The 25,604-nt window shown below is 44.2% G+C and carries 23 protein-coding genes; 22 read left to right on the top strand and 1 reads right to left on the bottom strand.

All coding sequences use genetic code 11. From position 1 onward, the window contains the following. Positions 1–21: 21 nt before the first annotated feature. The gene (locus EP57_RS14800) at positions 22–894 is read right to left on the bottom strand and encodes a helix-turn-helix domain-containing protein (RefSeq protein ID WP_036087964.1); all 873 of its coding nucleotides are present in this window, start codon (positions 892–894) and stop codon (positions 22–24) included. Between the two features lie 485 nt (positions 895–1,379). Here EP57_RS14800 and EP57_RS17030 point away from each other — a divergent pair, with 485 nt between their 5' ends. From EP57_RS17030 to EP57_RS16585, 22 genes are all read left to right on the top strand, one after another. Next, complete coding sequence (locus tag EP57_RS17030; protein WP_159106441.1) at positions 1,380–1,532, top strand: hypothetical protein; 153 nt, start codon at positions 1,380–1,382, stop codon at positions 1,530–1,532. Positions 1,533–1,553: 21 nt separating this feature from the next. Further along, a complete protein-coding gene (locus tag EP57_RS14795; protein ID WP_036087963.1) occupies positions 1,554–1,976 on the top strand; it encodes a hypothetical protein in 423 nt (140 codons plus the stop codon). Positions 1,977–2,277: 301 nt separating this feature from the next. Beyond that, the gene (locus EP57_RS14790; protein WP_052167711.1) at positions 2,278–4,362 is read left to right on the top strand and encodes a BglG family transcription antiterminator; all 2,085 of its coding nucleotides are present in this window, start codon (positions 2,278–2,280) and stop codon (positions 4,360–4,362) included. A 20-nt stretch (positions 4,363–4,382) separates the two neighbouring features. Further along, the gene (locus EP57_RS14785; RefSeq protein WP_036087961.1) at positions 4,383–4,871 is read left to right on the top strand and encodes a PTS sugar transporter subunit IIA; all 489 of its coding nucleotides are present in this window, start codon (positions 4,383–4,385) and stop codon (positions 4,869–4,871) included. Beyond that, a complete protein-coding gene (locus EP57_RS14780; RefSeq protein ID WP_036087959.1) occupies positions 4,868–5,146 on the top strand; it encodes a PTS sugar transporter subunit IIB in 279 nt (92 codons plus the stop codon). Before EP57_RS14785 ends, EP57_RS14780 begins: the two co-directional genes overlap by 4 nt. Positions 5,147–5,231: 85 nt before the next feature. Further along, the gene (locus EP57_RS14775) at positions 5,232–6,512 is read left to right on the top strand and encodes a PTS galactitol transporter subunit IIC (protein ID WP_036087958.1); all 1,281 of its coding nucleotides are present in this window, start codon (positions 5,232–5,234) and stop codon (positions 6,510–6,512) included. A 24-nt stretch (positions 6,513–6,536) separates the two neighbouring features. Then, on the top strand, positions 6,537–7,583 hold the full coding sequence (locus tag EP57_RS14770) for a galactitol-1-phosphate 5-dehydrogenase (protein WP_036087957.1): 1,047 nt from the start codon (positions 6,537–6,539) through the stop codon (positions 7,581–7,583). Between the two features lie 7 nt (positions 7,584–7,590). Further along, positions 7,591–8,622 (top strand): zinc-binding dehydrogenase, encoded by a 1,032-nt coding sequence (locus EP57_RS14765; protein ID WP_036087954.1) that lies wholly within the window; start codon positions 7,591–7,593, stop codon positions 8,620–8,622. Between the two features lie 18 nt (positions 8,623–8,640). Further along, entirely contained in the window at positions 8,641–8,787 is a 147-nt protein-coding gene (locus EP57_RS17025; protein ID WP_159106440.1) for a hypothetical protein, read from the top strand. Between the two features lie 33 nt (positions 8,788–8,820). Beyond that, positions 8,821–9,270: a ribose 5-phosphate isomerase B gene (rpiB, locus tag EP57_RS14760; protein WP_036087952.1), complete on the top strand. Its 450-nt coding sequence runs from the start codon at positions 8,821–8,823 to the stop codon at positions 9,268–9,270. Positions 9,271–9,280: 10 nt separating this feature from the next. Next, the gene (locus tag EP57_RS14755; protein ID WP_036087951.1) at positions 9,281–9,934 is read left to right on the top strand and encodes a transaldolase family protein; all 654 of its coding nucleotides are present in this window, start codon (positions 9,281–9,283) and stop codon (positions 9,932–9,934) included. Position 9,935: 1 nt separating this feature from the next. Beyond that, positions 9,936–10,607: a ribulose-phosphate 3-epimerase gene (locus tag EP57_RS14750; protein WP_036087948.1), complete on the top strand. Its 672-nt coding sequence runs from the start codon at positions 9,936–9,938 to the stop codon at positions 10,605–10,607. A 39-nt stretch (positions 10,608–10,646) separates the two neighbouring features. Then, positions 10,647–12,668 (top strand): transketolase, encoded by a 2,022-nt coding sequence (tkt, locus tag EP57_RS14745; RefSeq protein ID WP_036087946.1) that lies wholly within the window; start codon positions 10,647–10,649, stop codon positions 12,666–12,668. After that, entirely contained in the window at positions 12,665–13,309 is a 645-nt protein-coding gene (gene rpe, locus EP57_RS14740; protein ID WP_036087945.1) for a ribulose-phosphate 3-epimerase, read from the top strand. Before tkt ends, rpe begins: the two co-directional genes overlap by 4 nt. Positions 13,310–13,433: 124 nt before the next feature. Continuing rightward, a complete protein-coding gene (locus tag EP57_RS14735) occupies positions 13,434–14,447 on the top strand; it encodes a zinc-binding alcohol dehydrogenase family protein (RefSeq protein WP_036087941.1) in 1,014 nt (337 codons plus the stop codon). Position 14,448: 1 nt separating this feature from the next. After that, positions 14,449–14,967, top strand: a complete 519-nt coding sequence (locus EP57_RS14730; RefSeq protein WP_036087938.1) for a dihydrofolate reductase family protein — start codon at positions 14,449–14,451, stop codon at positions 14,965–14,967. 6 nt (positions 14,968–14,973) lie between these two features. Continuing rightward, complete coding sequence (locus tag EP57_RS14725; RefSeq protein WP_036087937.1) at positions 14,974–15,609, top strand: isochorismatase family protein; 636 nt, start codon at positions 14,974–14,976, stop codon at positions 15,607–15,609. A 21-nt stretch (positions 15,610–15,630) separates the two neighbouring features. Then, positions 15,631–16,245, top strand: a complete 615-nt coding sequence (locus EP57_RS14720; protein ID WP_036087936.1) for a DUF1648 domain-containing protein — start codon at positions 15,631–15,633, stop codon at positions 16,243–16,245. A 129-nt stretch (positions 16,246–16,374) separates the two neighbouring features. Beyond that, a complete protein-coding gene (locus EP57_RS14715) occupies positions 16,375–18,009 on the top strand; it encodes a peptide ABC transporter substrate-binding protein (protein WP_077916882.1) in 1,635 nt (544 codons plus the stop codon). Between the two features lie 107 nt (positions 18,010–18,116). Beyond that, a complete protein-coding gene (locus EP57_RS14710) occupies positions 18,117–19,883 on the top strand; it encodes a glycosyl hydrolase family 28-related protein (RefSeq protein WP_036087933.1) in 1,767 nt (588 codons plus the stop codon). Positions 19,884–20,065: 182 nt separating this feature from the next. After that, positions 20,066–21,973 (top strand): beta-glucoside-specific PTS transporter subunit IIABC, encoded by a 1,908-nt coding sequence (locus tag EP57_RS14705; protein WP_036087932.1) that lies wholly within the window; start codon positions 20,066–20,068, stop codon positions 21,971–21,973. Between the two features lie 356 nt (positions 21,974–22,329). Further along, positions 22,330–25,548, top strand: coding sequence for a MucBP domain-containing protein (locus tag EP57_RS16585; protein ID WP_052167709.1), 3,219 nt, complete (start codon positions 22,330–22,332; stop codon positions 25,546–25,548). Positions 25,549–25,604 lie beyond the last annotated feature (56 nt).

The following is a 25,604-nucleotide window of genomic DNA, read 5'->3' as shown; positions in this document are numbered from 1 at the left end:
CATATAAGCAAGTAATAGCGCTTAAACATCCACTTCAATCTTGAATTTCTTCAAAAATTTAGAAAAATGCTTATGTAAATTTTCAAACTCTAAGTAATTTATAATAAGCATATTCTTCTTTATCACTTCATAGGCCGTATCTCCTTCACCCAGTTTGATGCGAGCAATAGCATTATTCATCTCCGAACAAATTTTTTCATAAACTAGAGTGTATTTCTTTGCCTTCTCAATGGCTATCTCAGCAAAATACTTAGCGGCTTCAAAATCTTCATACTCCATACAAAGTGTGGATAGATTTAAATAAATGTGTTGTTCCGTATGTTGAAATTCCATAAAATATTGAAAGTTATCCAATCGTTTCAAGGAAGTACGTGAAAATAATAAAGCCTCCTCCACTGTTAAAGAATAGATAATATTATTAAATAATTTCAGTTCATACAAATACCAATTATCCATTTTAAATAAATATTCTTTGATAGGATTCACAAATTTAATCATCTCATCATTAACTGTATGAGTCATGTTATAAGAAATCAAAGCTTTGCAGATTAACATGTAGTGATAATAAGTAATATCCTCGGTTTTTTCATGCAAATCTTTTGCGGTAATAGCTAAATTCTTGAGTTTCTCTGTATCATTCAGGTTCGCCGCCTCACTTATTTTTGAGCGTATCTGCTGTTTGAATTGCATCTTTTGATCATTTTGAATAAAAAGGAATTCCTCGAACACAACATTTAATCGGTCAAGAAGTAAAAAGAATTTATCATAGGATGGAAAATAATTGTTAGTTTCAATTTGAGAAAGATGCGAGCGCGTCAGTATACCATCGGATAGTTCTTTTTGTGTGAGGTTTTTATCTTTTCTAATTTTCTTAATGGTCGCTCCAAAATTCATGATAACGCCTCCAATTTTTAATTATGCATTGATGGAAATAAGGAACAAAAACAACAATATTACATAGAATAGCTATAATATGAACATGTAATGGTTGAACAGCAGAGGGGTGAAATAACATATGATGGGTCCATTAATTTGGGTAATCGATGCATAGTACTACTTCTGGAGAATTAATAAGTATCTCTAGAAAACGATGTACGCTTAATGTGAAATTTTTAAAATTAGTTAATTGAAAACTTGAGTGACGAAATAAGACTTGAATCCATTATATAACAAACATGCTTACTTCGGCTAGCACTAAAGTAAAGAAAATGATACATTTAAGTCTTATTTATTAAATAAAGATAGATCACTAATTACTGAGATGAATGAAATAGGGTTACGTGAAAAAAGAGAGCTCAACAAGTTTCCTATGCACCATAGTGAACTTAGTTCGAGTTCTTTTGTTATACCTGATTCAAAATAAAGGAGAACGGATACATATGAAGAGAAGCTTAATGGGAGCGCTAGGGGATTTAATCGTAACGGCTGTTGTTCTATCTGGTCAGTTTCTGCGTTGGTTGGTACTATTCATTCGATACCAGATGAGATGCCCGCATCATGGTGGCAAATCTCTTGGAAATAAAAAAGGATAAATATCGAAAGGATGGAGTGCGATGTCTAATTTGATGCATTTATTTGTGGGGCCAGTTGCTGCTCACGAAATAAAAATAGAAAATAAGACGCGGCATACAATCATGAATACATACTTAGTGAGCGGCAACCAAAGTGAGCAGGGGCACGATTTTCAAATTGGAGAGAAGAGAAGTTTATACCTTCCGGCGTCTAACTCCAAGGCTTGTGAACTGAAATTTACGATTTGTGGTGAGGAGTATCGCTTTCCGTTACGGGAGAAGATGGATACGCATAATCAGGCGCCAATCGTGGTTAATATTGTGACGGACGGGACGGCTAGCTTGGATGTTGAAACATATAGGGAACAGCAGAACAAAGCGATTTGGAAAGAGTCTAAGCTAATCTGGGGAACGGCTTCGCTTTCGATTGTGTTCTTTATTCTCTGGCTTATACATGCTTTCTAATGATTGGAATAGTAAGCCTGTTTACATAGTTGTTTGAATTGCTTTTCATGTTAAATAATTCTTATTGAAATATCCACGTTAGCCCCGTATAGTTGAGGCAGACGTGGTTTTTTAATTTGCTCGTAGTGGCACGCAAGTTGGGCGCCAGACGGGTTTTTTTGTGTTTTTTGAGCGGTGTGCGTGTTAATTAAATCACAAGTAAAGCCCCACGTTGTACAATCGGGTAACAAGATTTTGGGATGAAAGCGTGTACAATTTTTACGAAAAGCAATTTATAATAAAAGAGAACAGGGGGGATAACATGTATTTGGATGAAAGGAGCAATTTGTTGTTAAAAGAGATTTTGCGGCATCCTAATATATCAAATGCCAAGCTGCAAGAAAAGTTCGGATTGACGCGTAGGCAGGTGGATTACAGCTTTCAGAAAGTAAATCATTGGCTGGATGAGCAAGCCTATCCAAAAATTCATCGGTCGGCAAATGGACGTTTCGTTGTGGAACCCGATCTGTTTCAGTTAGTCGAAATAAATGCGAATGAAAAGGAGGATGACGCGTATATTTTATCCGAGAAAGAGCGGATAAGCTTAATTATTTTAATGCTAGCTACGAATCAAGAGGAATTGTCGTTAAATCACTTTATTAGTGAACTTGAAGTTAGTAAAAACACGGTTTTGCGGGATTTGAAAGGTGTGCAGGCGGTATTCGATACGTTTCGTTTGGAGGTTCATTATTCGCGGATGAAGGGTTACCAAATTCGAGGTGATGAGTGGAACCAGCGGTCGGCTTTGATTTATGCGGCGCAACATATTATTGCGAGCTATCACGGGGAGCAATTGTTACGGCATTTTATGCAAATTGAAGTGGGTCAAGTGGACAAGATTAGAGATCAGTTGGTTGCTGTGGAGGTACGGCTGAACTTGACGTTTATTGATAACAAAATGCAGATTTTGCCGTATATTCTGGAGAGTATTTTCAGGCGGATTCGGGCAGGTCAGCGGATTACGACGGAATTTTTTATTGATTTTAATGAGCTGTCGGATACGCAGGAATATGGCGCGGTGCAGTTGTTGATTGAGGATGAGCCGTATATTTCGGAGACGGAGCGATTGTATATTTCGCTGCAACTACTGACGTCGAATGTGTTGCCAAATAGTGATTTGACGAATGAGGCGTCGCCGCGTTTGAAAATGGCGGTAAATCAAGTGTTAGGCGAGTTTGAAAAGAAAGCATGTATTCAATTTGTAGACAAGGAACAGCTTTTGGAAAAATTATTTGCGCATATTAAGCCGGCGTATTATCGAATTAAATACCATTTGACGACGGATTACAGTCTTTTGGATAAGATCGATCAGGAATTTCAAGCGGTGCACTATATTGTGAAGCAATCCCTCAAGCCGTTAGAAAATTTTATCGGGGCTAAGATTCCAGAAAACGAGAGTATTTTCATTACACTGTTTATTGGTGGGCATTTGATTGATACGACGGAACGGCTGCAGACGCGACTGAAGGCAGTAGTTGTTTGTCCGAACGGGTTATCGATTTCGCGTTTGATGGAGAAGACGTTGCGGAGTTTGTTCCCGGAAATCTTTTTTTACCAGGCGATGTCGATTCGGGAATTTGAGCGGACGAATGTGCGGTATGATTTAATTTTTTCAGCGGTGCCTTTGCAGACGGAGAAGAAGTTGTTCTTGATTAACCAGTTGATGGGGGAGCAGGAACGGTTGGAGTTGCGGCGGCGTGTGATGCGTTCGGTTTACATGATTGGTGAAAATGGTGTGAGCGTTGAACAATTAATACGCACGATTGAAAAACATGCCACGATTTCAGATAAAACAAGGCTCGCCAAGGCGTTAGCGGATTGTTTGACGCAGCCAATGCAAGCCACGGAGCGTTTTGTAGATGAGAAGAAACAGTTGGCGGATTTATTACCAGCGGAAATGATTCAACGCGTCCAGTCAGTGACGGATTGGCAAGCTGCAATTAGGGTGGCTGCAGAGCCGTTACTTCAAAAAGGCGCGATTTCAGACATGTATGTTAGTGAAATGATAAGGCAACACGCGACACCTTCTGCCCATATTATTTTGCGACAAACCATTGCTATTCCTCATGCGGAAACCGAAAAAGGCGTGAACGAACTCGGAATGAGCTTGCTTTATATCGATGATGGGCTGGCACTTTCGTCAGGCGGACGGTTACACTTTGTCGTCGTCATTGCAGCCGTTGATAAAAATGCTCACTTCCAGGCTTTACTGCAATTGATGGAACTTGCTGGACATAAAAAAACATTGAAGAAAATCGCGGAGCAACAAGAACCGCAAAACATCCATCAAACGATTCAACAATTCATCGTAGAACTAGCGAAAAAAGACGCGGAAGAAATGAAATAACGAAACGGGAGGAATGGGGAATGGATTTAACACAATTCATTACAAAAGACATGATCTGGGTGCAGACGCCTTGCCAAGATCAGGATGCGCTTTTTGAAATGGTGTCGGAACGTGCGGCATCGCAAAATAGGATAAGTAATCAATTTTTAGAGAAGTTGACGGAGCGGGAAGCGGTGTTTCCGACGGGGCTACAGCTGGAGCATTACGGCGTGGCGTTGCCGCATACGGACCCGGAATGTGTCACGGAACAATTTATTGCGGTTTTGACAAGTGAGGCGGGGATTCGCTTCAAGCAAATGGCGGACGCAAGCCAAGAAACAGCGGCGAATTTAATTTTTGTGCTGGGGCTAAATGAACCGCACAGTCAGCTGGCAGTTTTGCAACAATTAATGGGTGCAATTCAAAATGAGGAACACGTCAAGGCACTTCTTGCGGCGAAAAACGAGGATGAAGTCATCGAAACGTTATCGCAAGTCGTATTACATTTGAAGGGTGAGGAAAAATTATGAGTAAAAAAGTATTGGTAGCATGTGGAGCAGGAATTGCAACGTCGACGGTAGTTATGAATCGTGTGGAGAACTTGTTGAAGGACAATGGCATCGATGCAGATGTTCGCCAAATTAAGATTGCCGAGGCAGCGTCATTGCAAGAAGGAGCGGACTTAATCGTGTCTACAACGATTTTGCCAACGACGTATAGTGTGCCGACATTGATTGCAACAGCGTATATTTCGGGGATTGGTATGGAAGAATTGGATGAGGAAATTTTGAAGCATTTGAAGTAAAGAGAGAGGAACGAGGGCTCTAGCGCTGGACGGAATTTCGTGTGCTAGAGCGGATGTTCTGCCATTTTAAGGAGGAGAAAAGGGTATGGATAAGCTGTTAGATGGTGTACAGTATGTGTTGAATCTGGGGCCGACGGTTATTTTGCCGATTGCGATTATTATTATCGGGATGATTTTCGGAACAGGTTTTAAAAAGGCATTTCGCTCGGGGATTACGATTGGTATTGGATTTGTAGGTATTAATTTGGTCATTAATTTATTAGTAACGAATCTTGGTCCGGCCGCGCAACAGATGGTGGAACGGTTTGGGCTGAACTTGACGATTATTGATACGGGGTGGCCTTCTGCGGCTGCGGCTTCGTGGGCTTCTCCGGTCGCTGCGATTTTAATTCCGGTTTGTTTGATAGTCAATTTAATATTAATTTTCTTTAAAATCACAAAAACGTTGGATATTGATATTTGGAACTATTGGCACTTTATTGCAGCTGGGGCGACAGGCTATGTTGTCACTGGCGGTAACTGGTGGTTCGCGATTCTTTGTGCGATTTTGTATGAAGTTGCGGTACTTATTATTGCGGATAAAACGGCTCCGATGGTGGAACGTTTTTACGGTCTAAAAGGTATTTCGATGCCAACTGGTTCTACGGCGGCATTCGGGGCGATAGGGATTCCGATCGGTTGGGTCGTTGGAAAAATTCCAGGACTACGAAAATTACATGCGGACCCTGAGTCGATTCAAAAACGGTTCGGTATTTTCGGGGAACCAATGATGATGGGCTTGATTCTAGGGGTTGCGATTGGTTTGCTTGCTGGTTATGATGTCGGCGAAATTTTGAAAATTGGTATGTCGATGGCGGCCGTTATGCTCTTGATGCCACGGATGGTAAAAATCTTGATGGAAGGCTTGATTCCAGTTTCGGAAGCTGCGCGCGAGTTTATGAAATCTCGTTTCAAAGGTCGTGAGTTGTATATTGGGCTTGATGCTGCACTTTCTGTTGGGCATCCAGCGGTTATGTCTACGGCGCTTTTGCTTGTACCGATTACGTTGTTTTTAGCTGTCATTTTGCCAGGAAATCGTGTTTTGCCGTTTGGTGATTTGGCGACGATTCCGTTTTACATTGCGTTTATTGTTGCTTCGCGGAAAGGGAATATTATTCAATCTTTGATTACCGGTACGATTGTTATCGCGTTCTCGCTTCTGATGGCGACGAATTTCGCGGATGTGCATACGGCGATGATGAACGGGGCAGACTTTAAGATGCCAGATGGTGCGACACAAGTATCGAGTCTTGATTTAGGCGGGAACTTCTTGAACTGGGCGATTTTGAAATTCTCTGAAGCTTATCAAGCACTTTTTGGAAATTAAGTTTTTTGAAAGGAAGTTAACGTGATGCGAGCAGCAGTTTTATATGAAAATAATGAAATTCGTGCGGAACAGGTGGAACAAGCGGTGTGTGGCGCGGATGAAGTACGGATTAAGGTAATGGCGGCCGGGATTTGCGGTTCGGACATTCACAAAATGCAGACGCGGTGGAAATACCCATTGCCAGCCGTGATGGGGCATGAATTTTCAGGTGTGATTGTGGAAAAAGGCGCGGATGTGGCGCATGTCGAAGTCGGAAGTCGCGTCGCTGGGATTCCGCTCGTACCTTGTGGGAAGTGTGAGTATTGTAAGGTTGGCGAGTTTTCTTTATGTGAGGATTATCGGATGGTTGGTTCGCATTTTCATGGGGCTTTTGCGGAGAATGTTGTGATGAAGGCGACGAATGTGATCGATATTGGCGACATGGATTTTGAGGAAGGCGCGATGTTGGAACCGCTTGCTGTGGCGATGCATGGTGTCCTTGGAATTAAGCCTGAACTTGGCGATACGGTCGTTGTTTTTGGAATAGGAACGATTGGGATTCTTGTGGTGCAATGCTTGCAACTGGCAGGTGTGAAGGACATTATCGCAGTCGATATTAGTGACGGGAAGTTAGCCGAGGCGCGCAAATTTGGTTGCCGTTACACGATTAATCCCCGCGAAGACAATCTTGCGGAAAAAGTACAGGAATACACTGGCGGGCGTGGTGCTGATATTGCGCTAGAATGTGCAGGTTCTAAAGTGACGCAAGAGCAATGTTTGCGCGTGACGAAGAAGAAAGGCAAAATCGGTTATTTAGGTATAGCTTACGCGGATGTACTGCTTCCAGAAGAGGCTTTCGAGAACATTTTCCGACGTGAGTTGACGTTGAAGGGCTTTTGGAATTCTTATTCAGCGCCGTTTCCAGGTGAAGAGTGGACGACTTCAATTGCTTTTGTGAATCAAGGTCGAATTCAGCTGAAGCCATTGATTTCCCATCGCTATAAAGTCGAGGAAGTTGGCGATGCGTTCGCGATGATTCTAGGGCGCGAGGAAGACTATAACAAAGTAATGATTTTACCACAAGAGGAGTGAGAAAAGCGTGAAAGCAGTAGTAAAAAAAGAACCTGGATTTGACAAAATGGCATTGGAAAACGTTGTCGAGCCAGCGGTTTATGGTGATCGTGTCAAAATCAAGGTGGCCTATACAGGAATTTGCGGATCGGATATTCATACGTTTAAAGGTGAATATGGCAATCCTACAACACCAGTGACGCTGGGGCATGAGTTTTCAGGTGAGGTGGTAGCAGTTGGACCAGACGTGAAGGACTTGAAAATTGGTGATCGTGTGACGAGTGAAACGACATTCGAAACATGCGGGAAATGCAAGTTTTGCTTAGATAAGGAATATAATTTATGTTCGCATCGGCGCGGAATTGGGACGCAGGCGGATGGTAGTTTTGCGGAGTATGTGTTGTCGCGGGAAGAGAGCTGTCATAAGTTGGCGGATTCGATTTCTTATCAAGCTGCGGCGCTTACGGAGCCACTGGCCTGTTGTGTGCATGCGGCGCTTGAGAAAACGACGATTGAGCCGACGGATGTGGTGCTGATTTTCGGACCAGGACCGATTGGATTATTGTTAGCGCAAGTCGTGAAGGCGCAAGGCGCGAAGGTGATTATGGCGGGGATTACGAAGGATAGCGACCGTTTGGAACTTGCTGCTGAACTCGGAATGGACCGAACAGTGGATACGATGCAAGAAAATCTAGAAGAAGTCGTGTTTTCAATGACGGACGGATATGGCGCAGATAAAGTGTTTGACTGCTCAGGCGCTGTGCCCGCAGTAAATCAAGGCCTACCACTCACCGCCAAAAAAGGAACATTCGGCCAAGTCGGGCTTTTCGCTGAGAAATGTAATCCAATTGACGAAGAATCGATTATTCAGCGGGAAATCACATATATCGGTAGCCGTTCGCAAAAACCAAGTTCGTGGCACATCGCGCTAGATTTGCTAGCCAATGGCAAAATCGATACCGACCGAATGATTACCAAAGTCTACGAGTTAGACGCGTGGCGCGAAGGTTTTGAAGCTGTCATGGCAGGAAACGAAATTAAAGTATTAGTAAAATCATAAAACAAGGAGGATGGCGACATGTTAAAAACAACAAAAAAGGACAACAAATACACAAAACAAAGCTGGCAGGCCTGTTCAAGCGTATCGCTATCCTCTCTAATCAGCGAATCAAAAGTGATATTGGCGTATCATTTTCGATTCGTTGCTACTCATTATACGCGATAAAGGGGTTAAAAATCTAGAATGAGGGTGAAAAACATGAAATTAACGATTGGATGTGACCATGGCGGCCGCAGGTTAAAAGACGCTATCGTGGCACATTTAACGAAACAACATATACAAGTAGCGGATATTGGCACATATAGTGATGATAGTGTTGATTTTCCATCCTACGCAGAAGAAGTGGCGCATCAAGTAATTAGCGGCGAAGCAGACTTAGGCATTTTATGCTGTGGAACTGGAATCGGCATGTCTATTGCAGCCAACAAAGTAGCAGGAATCCGCGCGGCAGTCGTCTCTGATTGTTTCAGCGCCCAAGCGACACGCGAACATAACAACAGCAATATTTTATGCCTTGGGGAACGTGTAGTTGGCGAAGGCTTAGCTTTACGAATTGTCGACACATGGCTAGGCGCAACTTTTGGCGGGGAACGACACGAACGCAGATTGCAAATGATTACAGAACTCGAACAAAAAAACGAAATGTGAGGTGGAGACAATGTTTTTAGACACAGCAAATGTCAAAGAAATAGAAGCCATGCAAGCTTTTCACTGGTTAACAGGTGTCACAACTAATCCGACGCTTTTAGCAAAAGAAAAAGGGAAGTCACGCGCCGATATTTCCCGGGAAATATTATCGATCCTTCACGATGAGCAACGTCTTTTTGTTCAGGCGACAGGCGAGACGCAAGATGTGCTATATGATGATGCGCAAACGATTCTCTCGTTAGACACGCGCATTGCTTTGAAAATCCCAGCCGATGAAATTGGATTCCGCGTCATAACACAGCTGAAACAAGAACGGCCGGACATTGAAATTTTAGCGACAGCTATTTTTTCTGTGGAACAGAGTTACTTAGCGGCTTTGGCGGGTTGCGAATGGGTGGCGCCTTATGTGAACCGAATGGCGAATCAAGGATTGGATGCCAAACAAGTTGTAGCAAGCACGGCGAAACTTTTCAAACAGCTTGAAGCACCAACTAAAATCCTCGGAGCGAGTTTCAAAAACACAGCGCAAGTAACAGACACACTTTTAGCTGGGGCAACGGATGTCACGATTCCAAGTGATCTCGTGCAAGCGATTATGCAAAACAAATTAGCCGCCGACAGCATTCGTGTATTCAATCAAGATGCGAAAGGGGGAAAAAGCTGATATGGCAACACTTATTGCAGCATCGATTATGTGCGCAGACCAATTAAACGTAGCCGATGAATTAGCGAAACTAGAAGCAGCAGGCGTGGACATGTTGCATTGCGACGTGATGGACGGTGTTTATGTGAACAACCTTGCAATCGGACCGGAATGGCTAACTACAGTAAAAAACGCGACAAACATCCCATTAGACATCCACTTGGCAGCCATAAATCCTATCAAGTACATTGACCTTTTTGCGCCAATAAAGCCAGAATATATCTCCTTTCACGTTGAAGTTTGCGAAGATGTCCCCGCAGTGATTCAAAAAATCCGTAGCTATCACATCAAACCAGCCATTGCTTTAAATCCAGAAACGCCGCTAAAAGCCATTTTACCGTACTTAAATGATGTGGAAATGGTGTTGATGATGACAGTAAATCCCGGTTTTGCAGGTCAGAATTTTCAAGAAGCCGTTTTGGAGAAATTACATGAACTAAAAACGCTACTGAAAAACACCGCCCACGCGCCACTTATCGAGGTCGATGGCAATATAAATGCGACAACAATTGGCAAAATGAGCGATTGCTTACCAGACGTATTTGTACTAGGAACATCCGCGTTATTCCACCGCAATGACAATAAAACCTATTCCGAGCGCATTGTTCAAATCTGGTCTCAAGTAAAACGCTAAATAAACATGTGCGAAAAATCACAATTAGGAGTGAAACCATTGAAAAAAACACTAGATCAACAAACCATAGACACAATCCGAACATTATCCATCGATATGATAGAAAAGGCCAACTCAGGACACCCTGGAATGCCAATGGGAGCTGCACCAATGGCTTACATGCTTTGGGCGAAACATCTGAATTTTAACCCGAATAATCCGAACTGGTTTAACCGCGATCGTTTTGTTTTAGCGGCAGGACACGGATCGGCATTATTATATAGCCTGACACATTTATTTGGCTACGACCTAGGGATAAACGATTTAAAACAATTCCGTCAATATGAAAGCCGCACACCGGGACACCCCGAACATGGCTTCACGGCAGGCGTTGACGCAACAAGTGGCCCGCTTGGTCAAGGAATTGCGATGGCAGCAGGGATGGCACTTGCCGAATCTCATCTGGCGGCGAAATATAACCAACCCGATTACGGCATCGTTGACCATTTCACCTATGCGATTTGTGGCGATGGCGACTTAATGGAAGGTGTGGCTTCAGAAGCCGCATCACTAGCCGGTCATCTTCAATTAAACAAACTAATCGTGCTATATGATTCCAACGACATCTCACTTGATGGCGAACTCAGCGCTTCTTTCAGCGAAAATGTCCAGAAACGCTTTGAAGCCTACAACTGGCAAGTTTTGCGCGTAGAAGACGGCAACGATTTAACGGCCATCCAAGCCGCAATGACCGAAGCAAAATCCAGTCCGAAACCAACGCTCATCGAAGTCAAAACAATCATCGGTTACGGCGCCCCCACGAAAGCCGGCAGTTCCGCAAGTCACGGAGCACCACTAGGAACAACCGAAGCTACCGCTGCAAAACAAGCTTACGACTGGAATCACGAACCATTCACAGTCCCAGAAGAAGTCAAAACGTACTTGAAAAACTATCCAGAAACAGGCGCGCAAAAAGAATCCCAATGGGAAAACCTACTCGCCAACTACACGAAAGCTCATCCTGACCTAGCCGCTGAATTCAAGCGCGTCGTCGCAGGACAACTTCCAGCCAACTGGCAGTCCGAATTTCCAACATACGAAAACAAAGAAACCGCAAAAATTGCTACCCGTACCGCATCTGGCGACATGATAAACGCCTTAGCAACAACACTTCCCGAACTATTCGGCGGCTCCGCGGATCTTGGCGGTTCCAACAAAACATTCATCACTAGCAGTCCCGCTTACACAGCTAAAAATCCAGCAGGGCGCAACATCTGGTTTGGCGTCCGCGAATTCGCGATGGGTGCCATGATGAACGGCATGGCTTTGCACGGCGGACTAAACCCATTCGGCGCAACCTTTTTCGTATTTTCCGACTACGTAAGACCAGCAATCCGCATGGCGGCGCTCATGAAGCTCCCCGTCACGTACGTATTCACACACGACAGCATCGCAGTTGGCGAAGACGGTCCCACACACGAACCAATCGAGCACTTAGCATCATTGCGCGCAATGCCAGGACTTTCCGTCATCCGTCCAGCCGATGCCAAAGAAACCCGCGCAGCATGGAGGCTCGCAGCAGAAAACCAAAACGGTCCCATCGCGCTAGTTCTATCTCGCCAAGACCTCCCAGTCCTTGCGAATGAGCAATCCAGCATCGACGAAGGCATCAAACAAGGCGGATACACCGTCTCACCAGCCGAGCAACCAACACCAGAAGCCGTCCTAATCGCCACAGGTTCCGAAGTTTCCCTAGCCCTTGAAACCCAGCAACAATTGCGCGCCGAGTATAACATCGACACATCCGTTGTCAGCCTTCCAAGTTGGGATCGCTTCACGAAAAGCCGACCAGAATACCAAGAAAGCGTCCTGCCAAGCCATACCAAAGCCCGCATTTCCATCGAAGCAGGCGCCACATTTGGCTGGCAAGAAATCACTGGACCAGCAGGTTTAAACATCGGCATCGACCACTTCGGCGACTCCGCTCCAGCAGCAGAACTTTTCAAAGCATATGGGCTCACAGCAACAACCATCGCCGCAAAAGTCGCCACATTACTTGCCAAAGAAGGAGTCCAATCATGACCGCCGTCGCACCATCACTACTAGCCGCAGATTACTTAAACCTAGGCGCAGAAGTCGAAAAAATGGCAGCAGCAGGCGCTGACTATCTACATTTTGACGTCATGGACGGGCATTTCGTCCCCAATCTCACATTCGGAATCGACATGGTCGCCCAAATCGCCGCCAAAAGCCCAATCCCGCTCGATGTCCACCTCATGCTCGCCAACCCAGAGAAATACATCGAAGCCTTCGCAAAAGCTGGAGCCGCCATCATTTCCGTCCACATCGAGGCTTGCCCACACATCCATGCCACACTTCAAGCCATCAAGAAAACAGGCGCCAAAGCAGGCGTCGTCCTAAATCCAGGCACCCCAGCAGAAAGCCTGACCGCGGTGCTCCAAGAAGCCGACCTCATCCTACAAATGACCGTCAATCCAGGTTTCGGAGGCCAATCATTCATCCCAGAAACACTCGAAAACATTAAAAAACTAGCAAAATGGCGCGACCAACACAGCTATAACTACCTCCTCGAAGTCGACGGCGGAATCAACGAACAAACCGCCGAAATCGCCAAACAAGCAGGCGTAGACATCCTAGTCGCAGGCTCATACCTTTTCAAACACGCCAACCCACTCAAAGCCATTGCGAACATGAAAAAATAAAACTTAAAAAGAACATGAAAGTTTTGATAATCCCTCATGTTCTTTTTTTGTTATGTAAAAAAATATGCATTTTACGCATTATTTCTCAAAAGACGGGGAATAATAAACAACGAGGTGTTGCAAAATGAAAGCAGTAGGATTATACAAATATTTGCCAATCGAAGCAGAAGAAAGTTTCCTTGATGTCACGCTCGAAACGCCAAAACCAAGCGGTCACGACATTCTTGTTCAAGTACAAGCCATTTCTGTCAACCCAGTCGATACAAAACAACGCGCGCCAAAAGACAAAGTCGAAACAACGCCAAGAATATTAGGTTGGGACGCAGTCGGAATTATTACGGAAATCGGAGAAGAGGTCGAACTATTCCAAGTCGGCGATGCAGTTTATTACGCAGGAGATGTGACGCGCCAAGGCAGTTACACCGAATTCCAATTAGTCGATGAACGCTTAGCTGGTCCAAAACCGAAGAACTTATCTATCGAAGAAGCCGCCGCCATGCCACTCACGCTTATTACTGCATGGGAAGCCTTGTTTGACCGAATCCGACTAATTCCTGATGCGGACGCAGGCAAGTCCATTTTGATTATCAACGGTGCTGGTGGGGTCGGATCAATCGCGACGCAAATCGCTGTTTGGGCGGGACTCGAAGTCATCACGACGGCATCGCGAGACGAGACGGTGAACTGGTGCAAAGAGCAAGGCGCGACGCATATTATCAACCACCGCGAAGCCCTTTTGCCCCAACTAAAAGCATTAGGTTTTGCGAATGTGGACTATATTTTATGCCTACATAACACAGACGCCTATTGGGACACGATGCAGGAAATTATCGCGCCAGAAGGTCATATTTGCTCTATCGTAGAACTTGAAAAACCAGTAACAATGAGCCTTATCAAAGACAAAAGCGTGACGGTAAGCTACGAATTCATGTTTACCCGCTCCAAATACGATACACCGGACAAAGTAAGACAACACGACATCCTAACAAAAGCCGCCCATCTTTTCGAAAATGGTTTTTTAAAATCGACATGGAACCAAACGCTCCAGCCGATGAACGCCGCGACAATCAAAGAAGCACACCGCATCATCGAATCCGGCAAATCCATCGGAAAACTAGTAGTGAAGGGATTTGAATGACATGACAGAAAAACGAATCGATTTATTTATCGCAATGAGTTTAGACGGATATATCGCTGACCAAATAGGTAGCGTCGGATGGCTGGAAGAAATAGAAGGAGAAGGCGACAACGGCTACACGACCTTTTTAGACGAAATTGATACGGTCGTGATGGGCCACACAACTTATAAGCAACTGTTCACACTCACCGACACTTTCCCATATAGTAAGAAGCACGTCTATGTTTTTTCCAACGAAAAAGCGGGTACAAAAGACGAATACGCCGCGTTCGTTAATGGTTCTGTTGAAAACTGGCTAGAAACAACAGAAGGCAAAAGCATCTGGCTTGTCGGTGGCGCGCAGTTAGTCAAGAAGTTCCTAGAAGAAAGCTTCATTGACCGCTTCATTATCACTGTAGCCCCAATCATTCTCGGTGACGGTATCCCACTTTTCGAAAAAGGTACACGCGAACAATTATACCTCGAAGAAGTTACCCAATACGGCCAATTCACACAAATGACATACCGCAAAAAGGAGTAATGAATCATGAAAATCGCAACTTTTGATGTCGACGTACAAAAAGGTTTCACACCACTTTGCCCAGACGAATTACCAGTACCAGAAGGACATCTCATCGTCCCTGAACTGCAGTATATGGCGAGTTTCGGAACGATTCGCATCGGTAGTAAAGATGCCCATCCCGAACAAGCCGTCTGGACGGTTGCAAGCCCTGACGAGATGTTGGCACCACTCACATTTCCCGACGCAGACCTCACTTGGGTAAAACATTGCGTCCCAGGCACGACCGGATTTGAATTACTAGACGGCATGCCGCACCCTTCCGAATACGATTTGTTCATTTGGAAAGGCATGGAACCCGACCTACACCCATATGGCGCATGTTATCACGATATTCGCGAGAATTTATCGACGGGAGTCATTGAATTTTTGCGAGAAAAAGATGTGGACCTTGTTATTGTTGGTGGTTTAGCATTTGATTTTTGTGTAAAGACAACGGTGGAGCAGCTTTCACGAGCCGGTTTCGCGGTTGTTGTCTATTTGCCTGCGACGCGTGCTTTGACAGAGCGCGGTTATCACGACACAGCAGCGCATCTTGGAACTTTAAAAAATGTCAGGATAGCCAAGGACCGAGCTGACTTAGCTACGTATCGCCAAATTTAATTTAGGAAAGAGGCGAGACGAATGAAAAGAATTGGAATGTTTCCAAGCATGGTTATTTTTTCGACAGTTGTTTTAACCTTAGCAACGTACCCGCTCTTACCAAGCGAAGTAGCGGTACATTTTGGAACGGATTTTTCACCAGATATGTTCGTCCAAAAGTGGCTTGGCTTGATTTTAATTCCTTTCCTGATGGTCATGTTTACCGGCACAGAATATTATGGGAAAGAGAAGGTAAAACCCGATAATCGCTTGGAGTTTGAGTACATGTTCTATGCATTACTAATCCTGTTAGCCATTATTCAAGTAACCATTATTGCCTTTAGTCTAGGCTACGAAATCCCGACCGGCCGCTACAGCCTGTTACTTGTCGGCGCACTCCTAGTTCTAACAGCACTATACCTCTCAAACTCAAAAAAAGTCTTCCTTTGGCTCACCATCATCGGCTTCAAAAAAATAGACGCGAGATCACGTAATATTTTGAAAAAGATAACTGTTATAACCTTGTCAGTCGTAGGTTTCACATTCCTATTACTAGGCATCTTCATGTTCAACGACCCATCTATTTTCATGCTTGCAGCGCTATTATCGATGACGATCGTAATCATCGGATCAGGCGTCTACTTAAACAAAAAATAGTACAGTTCATATTTACAATAGATACAGTTTATGGTTTAATAAAGCCAAAGAGAAGTCTTGAAAAACAGACGGATCTTCGGCTTTTTTTCAAGGCCAAAACTAAAGGGGGACATGATTTTGCGCAAAAAAATGCTAGCAGTTCTAATGCTTTTAGGACTATTATTACTTGCCGCTTGTCAGTCAAAAGACGCAGTCAACGAAACAAAGAAAGCAGAAACCAGCACGATTCACTTGATGGAAACAGGAGAAATACCAGGAGTTAACCCAACAACCGCAGACAATAGCGTAAGTTTTCGAGCAATTAATCAAATTTACGAAGGATTATATCGTTTAGATAAAGACGGCAAGCCAGAACTCGCGATGGCAGCCGCAGAACCAGAAGAAAAGAACGGCGGCAAAACACTCATTTTCAAAATTCGTGATGACGCCAACTGGTCGAACGGCACACCAGTAACCGCCGCCGATTTCGAATACGCGTGGAAAAAAGTCGTTGATCCAAAATCCGCCGCAGCATACGGTCCGCAAATGGAGGAAATCGTCAAAAACGCAACACCAATCCTAAACGGCAAAATGGACCCAGATCAACTAGGCGTCAAAGCCCTAGACGACAAAACACTACAAGTCGACCTAGAAAACCCAGTTCCAATTTTCAAAGACTTGCTAACAACCGGCACATTCTTCCCGCAAAACCAAGCATTCATCGAGAAACAAGGCGATCGCTACGCACTATCCAGCGACAACCTCATTTCCAACGGCCCATTCAAACTAGAAAACTGGGATGCCACGAAAAAAACATGGGACTACGTCAAAAACAACAAATACTGGGAAAAAAAGAACGTCAAAGCCGACAAAATCAACGTCCAAGTAGTAAAAGACACCAACCAAGCAATCAATCTTTATACAACCGATAAACTCGATCACATCGAACTAGACGGCGAATTCGTCAACAAATACAAAGACGAACCAGAATTCCACAAAACATTCACCGGCCGCTCTGTCTACCTGAAAATGAACCAAGGCAAAGATGGCCAAAAAACAGACTTAGCAAACCTCAACATCAGACGCGCCCTAGCAATGTCCATTGACAAACAAACAATGGTCGACCAACTTCTAGCCAATGGCTCATCCGCTCTAAACGGCAATGTCCCAGCTAAAATCATGTTCGACCCAGAAACCAACGAAGACTTCCGCACACAAAACGGCGACTTACTAAGCTACAACCCAACCGAAGCGAAGAAATACTGGGAAGCAGGTCTCAAAGAAATCGGCAAAAAAGACCTAACGATCGCACTAACAGCAGGCGATTCCTCTCTACAAAAACAACAAACCGAATTCATGCAAGACCAGCTACAAAAGAACCTCCCAGGCTTACAAATCAACATTAAAACAGTCACACAAAAAGCAAGTTTCACAGCAGACGTAACTCAAGACTACGAAATGCTTCTAGGCGGCTGGAGCGGCGATTATTCCGATCCACTAACCTATCTGAATCTATTCCTAACAGACAGCCCGGGAAACCACACAGGCTTCTCCAATCCCGAATACGATAAACTCGTTTTAGGTGCCAAAGGAAGTCTATCCAATGACCCAGAAAAACGCTGGCAAGCATTACTAAAGGCTGAACAGATCTTGCTAAAAGATAACGCCGCACTTGTTCCACTTTACCAAGGTGGTCGCGCTTACATGCAACGAGATGCATTAAAAGATTACACAATGTACCCAATTGGCTCCGAAAATTACAAATGGATGTCAAAAAGTAAGTAAGATAAAGAATACATTTCAAACCTAGGAAACTAGTTTGGAATGTATTTTTTTGCGGTATAGAATCTGTACGCGTGAATCAAATAGGAATTTAGTAAGGGGTGGTTTCCATGTCAAAAACCATCATGTATATTGCAGGATTTTTTCTCAGTTTTTTAATTCTTTTTTCATTACCAAATAATACACAAGCGAGAACCGTGTCACTAAGCCAAGGAACAGCACCAGAAATCGCCACAAAAAACGCCGTAGCCCTCCAAAACGCCATCAATCAAGCCTCCACATCCGGCAAAAAGCAAGTGACTCTCCCAGCAGGAACATTTTACATCAGCGGCAAAATCATTTTAAAATCACATATTGTTTTACAAGGCGCATCATCGTCCCCAGCAGCGACAAAGCTCACGATGAACAATGCCCCGATGACCACTGACACCACCGCAACAAGTCAAGAATCCACAACAGATATAACCCTCCAAAACTTCACCTTGCAATACAACCCCAACATGTCAAAATACAACTACCTAACCAATCCGACCAACTTTTACAAAGACAACCTGCTCAACATAGGGCAAATCACGCCTTCCGAAAGCAACACAGGCTACAACCCAACCCACAAAAAAGCCTTAAAAACAAATATCAAAATCACTAATATGATTCTAAACGCCAATCAAGTAGGTCTAGCCGTTGTAAACATAGCAAAAGCCGACAACGTCACAATCAACCAAACCCAAATCCTCAATTCCGGCTTGCAAAACGGCATCAGCATGACCTACACATCCAACATCAAAATCACCAACAATACCGTTAAAAACATCGGCAGAGCTGGCATCGTTCAATATTACGGCAACACCAAATCCCTAATCAGCGGCAATAAGGTCATAGACTGGATGCAACGCTACGGCAGCTACCATTACGATGCCGTCAAAAAAAGCGGCCAAACACTAGACAGCATGCAAGACGCAGCAATCGATAGCTACGGCCCAGCTAACCAAACCACCACAATCACAAACAACCAAATCAACCTATCCGCAGCATCCGGCAAAGTCAACCCCAATAACCCACTAATCGCAAAGAAGTGGCATCTAAAAACAGTACCCAACTACACACGCTACGCAGCCTTCCGAGCAAGCGGCGCCCAGTACATGCTCTACCAAGGAAACACCGTGAATATCGACAGCCCCAGCACATTCACCTTTTTTAGCACCAATATGCGCAAAAGCAACACCTTAACACGACCAAAAGGCATCACAGTCATCGGCAACCGCTTCACGTCACGAAATATCGACTATCCATTCCGCATTTTTGCAGGAATTAGCAATCCATATACAACAAACGGCATTACAATATCCGGCAACACCATTCAAATCCTAGGCACCATCAACAATTACTACCGCACCCTCATAGAAGTCCACGAAGTCCCAATAACAGTCAACGGCAAACCAAGCTACTACACCACCGACCTACTTTCCGTAACAAACAACAAAATCCAAACCAAAAACATAAGCACCCTCGTCACAGGAGCCTCCACCAGTAAAAAAGACACACTAAAACTCCTATTCCTAAACAACAACACACTAAACGGCAAAACCTATCAAATATCCCGAAATTACATTGGCACAACATTAAAAGCCCCATCCTACAAAAACAACGCCTTACAAAGCACTATCATCTGGAACGCCGACGAAACCAAAACCAAATACATCCGCGTCACGAACCTATCCGGAAAAGCAATCACATCCGAAATAGCACTCACCAAAACCAAAAGCCCAACCATCACTTTCAAGACAAAACTCACACGTGGAAGCCTTATCAAAATCCAAATATCCGAAGTAAAAGGCAACTACACCAACGCTAGCACCGTGTTTTTCAAAGTCCCATAAAAAAATTTTTAAAAACCTCTTGTAATCGTTTTCAGGATATGATATAGTAAACACATCGCAAAGGATTGTTACCAATCTTCGGGCATTACCTAAGCTGATTCGTGGGATACACATGTATTCTTCCATGAAACGGTTTGGGTTTTTCTTTGTGCAAAAATAAGGTAAGAAGGAAGGTTTATCAAATGAAATATGAACAACTAGCGAAAGATATTCTGGACAAAGTTGGTGGAACCGAAAATATCAACAGTGTATTTCATTGTATTACAAGATTGCGTTTTAAACTGAAAGATGAGAGTATTGCAAAAACAGCAGAACTTGAAAAAATGGACGGCGTTATCTCCGTGCTTCGAAGCGGCGGACAATACCAAGTAGTTATCGGTAACCACGTACCAGACGTATATAAAGCAGTGTTAGAAGTCGGTGGTATTTCGGCTGAAGGTGCAGAAAATTCAGGAAATGACAGCGGAGGCAACCTTTTCAACCGATTCATTGACATGATTTCCGGCGTATTTACACCAGTACTAGGCGTATTAGCCGCAACAGGTATGATTAAAGGTTTTGCATCGATGTTCTTAGCGTTCGGATGGGTCACACAAACATCTGGAACATACCAAATTTTATATGCTATTGGGGACGCATTATTCTACTTCTTCCCAATATTCCTAGGTTACACAGCTATCAAGAAATTCGGCGGTAACATCTTCGTCGGGATGGCCATCGGGGGAGCGCTCGTTTATCCAGCATTAGCAGGTTTAACAGCAGGCAAACCGATGTACACACTATTTGCAGGAACAATGTTTGAATCACCAATTCACATTACATTCCTAGGCATTCCAGTAATTCTAATGAGTTACGCATCATCCGTTATTCCAATTATCCTGGCAACATTCTTTGCCGCAAAAGTAGAAAAAGGACTTAAAAAAATCATTCCAGACGTAGTAAAAACATTCTTAGTGCCATTCTTTACATTACTAATTGTTGTTCCATTGACATTCATCGTTATCGGACCAATCGCAGTATGGGCTGGTGACTTACTCGGACACGCAACACTATGGGTTTACAATCTTAGCCCAGTCATTGCAGGCCTATTACTTGGTGGTTTCTGGCAAGTATTCGTTATCTTCGGACTTCACTGGGGCCTTATCCCGGTCGCTATCAACAACTTGACAACACTTCACGCAGATCCAATTTTAGCGATGACATTCGGAGCATCATTTGCTCAAATCGGTGCCGTTCTAGCAGTTATGCTAAAAACAAAAAATCAAAAAATCAAAACATTGGGTTACCCAGCATTCATTTCTGGAATCTTCGGTGTAACAGAGCCCGCGATTTACGGGATCACATTACCACTTAAAAAACCATTTATCATGAGCTGTATCGGTGGTGCAGTCGGTGGCGGTATCATCGGTTATGCAGGCGCACAAGCTTATATTATGGGTGGACTAGGAATCTTCGGTCTTCCAAACTTTATCAAACCAGGTAGCCCAATTGATGGCGCATTCTGGTGGATTATCATCGCAATCGTAGTCAGCTTTATTCTAGGACTAGTTTTGACATACGTATTTGGCTTTAAAGATCCAGTAGAAGCAAGCGCAGCAGCAGCTCCAGTCGTTACAGAAGGCGAAACATTGATCGAACATGAAGTACTAGTATCTCCATTACAAGGCGAACTTATCCCACTTGTAAACGTTAAAGACGAAGCATTCTCATCAGGCGCACTAGGCAAAGGCTTAGGAATTATACCAACAGAAGGTAAACTATTCGCTCCAGCAAGCGGAACAGTCACAATGGTATTCCCAACAGGCCACGCACTAGGCATTACAACAGATTCCGGCGCAGAAATCCTAATGCATGTCGGCATGGACACAGTACAACTTGAAGGGAAATACTTCAAAGTACACGTAAAACAAGGCGATAAAATCACACAAGGCCAACTGCTCACAGAATTCGACGTTGAAGGAATCAAGAGCGAAGGCTACGACATTACAACACCAATTATCGTAACAAATACCAATCAATATCTAGACGTAATGGTTGTCGATGAAACAGAAGTAAAACCAGGCGACCGCGTTATTACATTAGTTATCTAGTCTAGAACTTAGTAATTGTGAAGTATAGATAGGCTAACCTTTGGGTTTTGAGCCTATATAAAAGCTATCACCCTACAATTGTTTTTCTATCGTAACAGATAGAGAATAAGTTGTAGGGCGATAGCTTTTTTTCTTATGGTTGGCGTCATCGAAAGCTAATATTAAGATGGTGTCCATCGGGATATATGAAAGCGTTCTCTTTGTCAGGGTTCGAGAAGGAATGTCTTATTTTGTATACAGCAATTACATGTGAAAACAGCTACAATTAAAAAATGGAGCGGCGATGAGGCTGTCAAAAAGTTTTTTCAATAAACTTATGAGGAACAAGAAACGTAATAGAGGGGGAATGAAGTCGAATGTCAATTAATCAAAAAGGAAAGAAGCGCCAAGTGTGGATGAGCTTAGGGCTTGCAGGAGTGCTAGTAATGAATGGCAGTTTACCTTATGCTGTGCCTGCAAATGAGGTTCAGGCAGTAGAAACAACGCAATCAGAAAGGGAAACGAAAGTAACCACCATACCAGCAGGAAGTACTTTTGCGAGTATTTTTCCAAGTTACAAATTAGCATTGCAAGTGGCGATGGAAATCTATCCACAAACGCGCCCAGACAAGATAGATGTAAAAAAAGAGGTCACACAAGCAGAATTAGATCGAGTGACAACCATCGAAGACGATCCTGCTCTGGGCGATCCTATCGGTAATATCGAAGGGGTCCAGTACCTTCGGAATTTAGAGGACTTATGGGTTGGTATAGCAGGTGATTTTAGAGGGAAAGTAGAGAATTTAGATGTACTTTCCAATCTAACGAAATTGAAAGTATTAGCGGTAAAAAACCAAGCACTTTCAGATATTTCGGGGCTAAAAAACTTAACTAACCTGACGTATCTGAATTTAACCGATAATAAAATCACAGATGCTGATCCGCTTGCTGGGTTAACCAAACTGGAATTTATCAGTTTGGATATGGGAAGTAACATTCAGAGTTTGGCTCCTTTTCGTCAGCTGACGAATCTTAAGAAGTTGTATTTGGATGCAAGTGTTAGTGATTTCCGACCGTTACAACACTTACCGTTAATCCAGGATGCAAGTAATACATGGGAATTACGAGGAGAAGTGCAACTCCCGGATGCCTATGTCGGGGAACCGGTCTTTATGCAGGCATTTGATCCTACTGGGCAACAAGTGGCATATGGTTCTGTTTACTTGGATGATAAATGGCAGGGATTGGACGCATACCAAAATAATCATGTTATTTGGACAAAACAGGGTACGGTTGGAAGTGTGACCTTTACACAGCGGCCAGTAGGAGCCACTGATTATAGTCGTTATATAAGGGTGGACTTTAAGCAACGAGTGTTGCCCGCCAAAGCAACCGTCCAACCCGTCACCGTCCGTTATGTGGATGATCAAGGCGAAGTTTTAGCGCCAGAGAAACGTTTAACGGGAGTACTGGGCGAGGCGTATGAAGCTCAAGCTAAACCGATTGACGGATATCAGCTCACAGAAGAACCAGCGAATCGAGTGGGGACTTTCAGTACCGAAGCGCAAACAGTGACCTTTGTCTATACCAAGGAAACGAAAGTGACAACCATACCTGCAGGAAGTACCTATCGTTCACTTTTTCCAGATAAAAAATTAGCGGTAACAGTGGCGAAACAAATTTATCCCTTTGTCTATTTTGAAGACTTGGATTTGGATCAGGAGGTCACACAAGAAGAACTCAACCGAGTGACAGAAATCATCGAAGACTGGGATATTACCGAGAATCCAATGAGAAATATCGAAGGTGTCCAATATCTGCATAATTTAAAGCGGCTCTACATTGGAGATAGTGGTGGATGGAGCGGTGTTGTAGAAAATCTAGATCGATTAGCCGGTTTAGATAAACTAGAACGGCTCTCCATCGTAAATAATAAGGTGCAAGATATTTCGGGGATAAAAAACTTAACTAACCTGACGTATCTGAATTTAACCGATAATAAAATCACAGATGCTGGTCCGATTGCGGGATTAACCAAACTGGAGTACATCAATTTGGATATGCGAAATAACATTCAAAGCTTGGCTCCTTTTTGGCAGCTGACGAACCTAAAGAAGTTGTATTTGACTACGAGTGTCAGTGATTTTCGACCGTTACAACACTTACCGCTAATCCAAGATTCCAGTAATACATGGGAATTACGAAGTGAAGTGCAACTCCCGGATGCCTATGTTGGGGAACCGGTCTTTATGCAGGCGTTTGACCCCTTTGGGGAAGCTTCTACGTATGGCTCGGTAAAGCTAGATGGCAAGTTACGTGGGGGGAAATATACGACGCCATACATGCGGTGGGAAGAAAGTGGAGAAAAGGGACAAGTTACTTTTCAGGGACCAAAGGACGGGGCATCATCAGGCAATTTTATGAGCGTTGTCTTCAAACAACGAGTACTACCTGCGAAAGCAACCGTCCAACCCGTCACCGTCCGTTATGTGGATGAAAAAGGCGAGGTTTTAGCGCCAGAGGAACGTCTAACGGGAGTGCTGGGTGAAGCGTACGAAGCCCAATCCAAAACGATTAACGGCTATCAACTTACCAAAGAACCAGCAAATCGGGTGGGGACTTTCAGCACCGAGGCGCAAACGGTGACCTTTGTCTATACCAAGGAAGCCATCCCTGTCAGTCAAGCGGTCACAGTGCGTCATCTAGATACCGAAGGGAAGGTCGTAGCACCGGAAGAAGTATTAACAGGAGCTTTAGGGGATACGTATGAAGCCCAGGCCAAGATTGTTTCAGGGTACCGTCTTGTCACGATTCCCACCAACCAAACGGGCACTTTTGGTACAGAAGCGCAAGCGGTAACCTTCATCTATGCACAAGAGATAGCCCCACCTACGGCGCAACCCGTCACGGTGCAGTATGTCGATGACCAAGGGCAAGCCCTGACACAAGAGGAAACATTGGCAGGGGCATTTGGTACTCCTTACCAAGCCGAAGCTAAAATAATTCCAGGCTATCAACCGACGAACCTGCCAAGTAATCATACAGGGACTTTCCAAGCCGTAGCGCAAACGGTACGCTTTGTCTATACCAAACAAGCGTTGCCGGTAGCCCAACCCGTCACAGTACAACATGTGGATGCCCAAGGGAAAGCCGTAGCGGAAGAAGACATCCTGTATGGGCACGCAGGGGAGGCATATCACGCGAAAGCCAAAGTGATTCCAGGGTACCATGTCTCCAAACTCCCAACGAACGCGACGGGAATCTTCGGTCCATCCGCGCAAACGGTGCGTTTTGTCTATGCCCCAGACGAGCCCATCGAAGCGATGGATCCAGTAGAGGAGGGGCCTACCACACCACCGAAGCCTTCCCTACCATCTCCTGTGACAGAGGATACAAGAACACCAACGTTCCCTTTACCGACGCAAGTATCCTCCGAAACAAGTCCATCGGTGGTGCCAGTTGTGCCAGGACCGACCCTGCCCTTGTTAGGAGAGCGCACCACGCATCCTATTGGATGGGGACTGACTTTGTTGCTAGTAGGCACTTGGCTACTCCTTCGTCCACGTTATCCTTCGAGCAAGCGTAAAAGGAGCTAAATGTATGTCAAAGAAAAGAACATGGATCCAAAAAGCAAGTTATGGTATGTGCCTCG

This window comes from Listeria booriae (assembly GCF_000766865.1).
Classification (GTDB): Bacteria; Bacillota; Bacilli; order Lactobacillales; family Listeriaceae; genus Listeria_A; species Listeria_A booriae.
The sequence above is the reverse complement of the archived record's forward strand: the minus strand, read 5'-3'. Positions and strand labels throughout refer to the sequence as shown.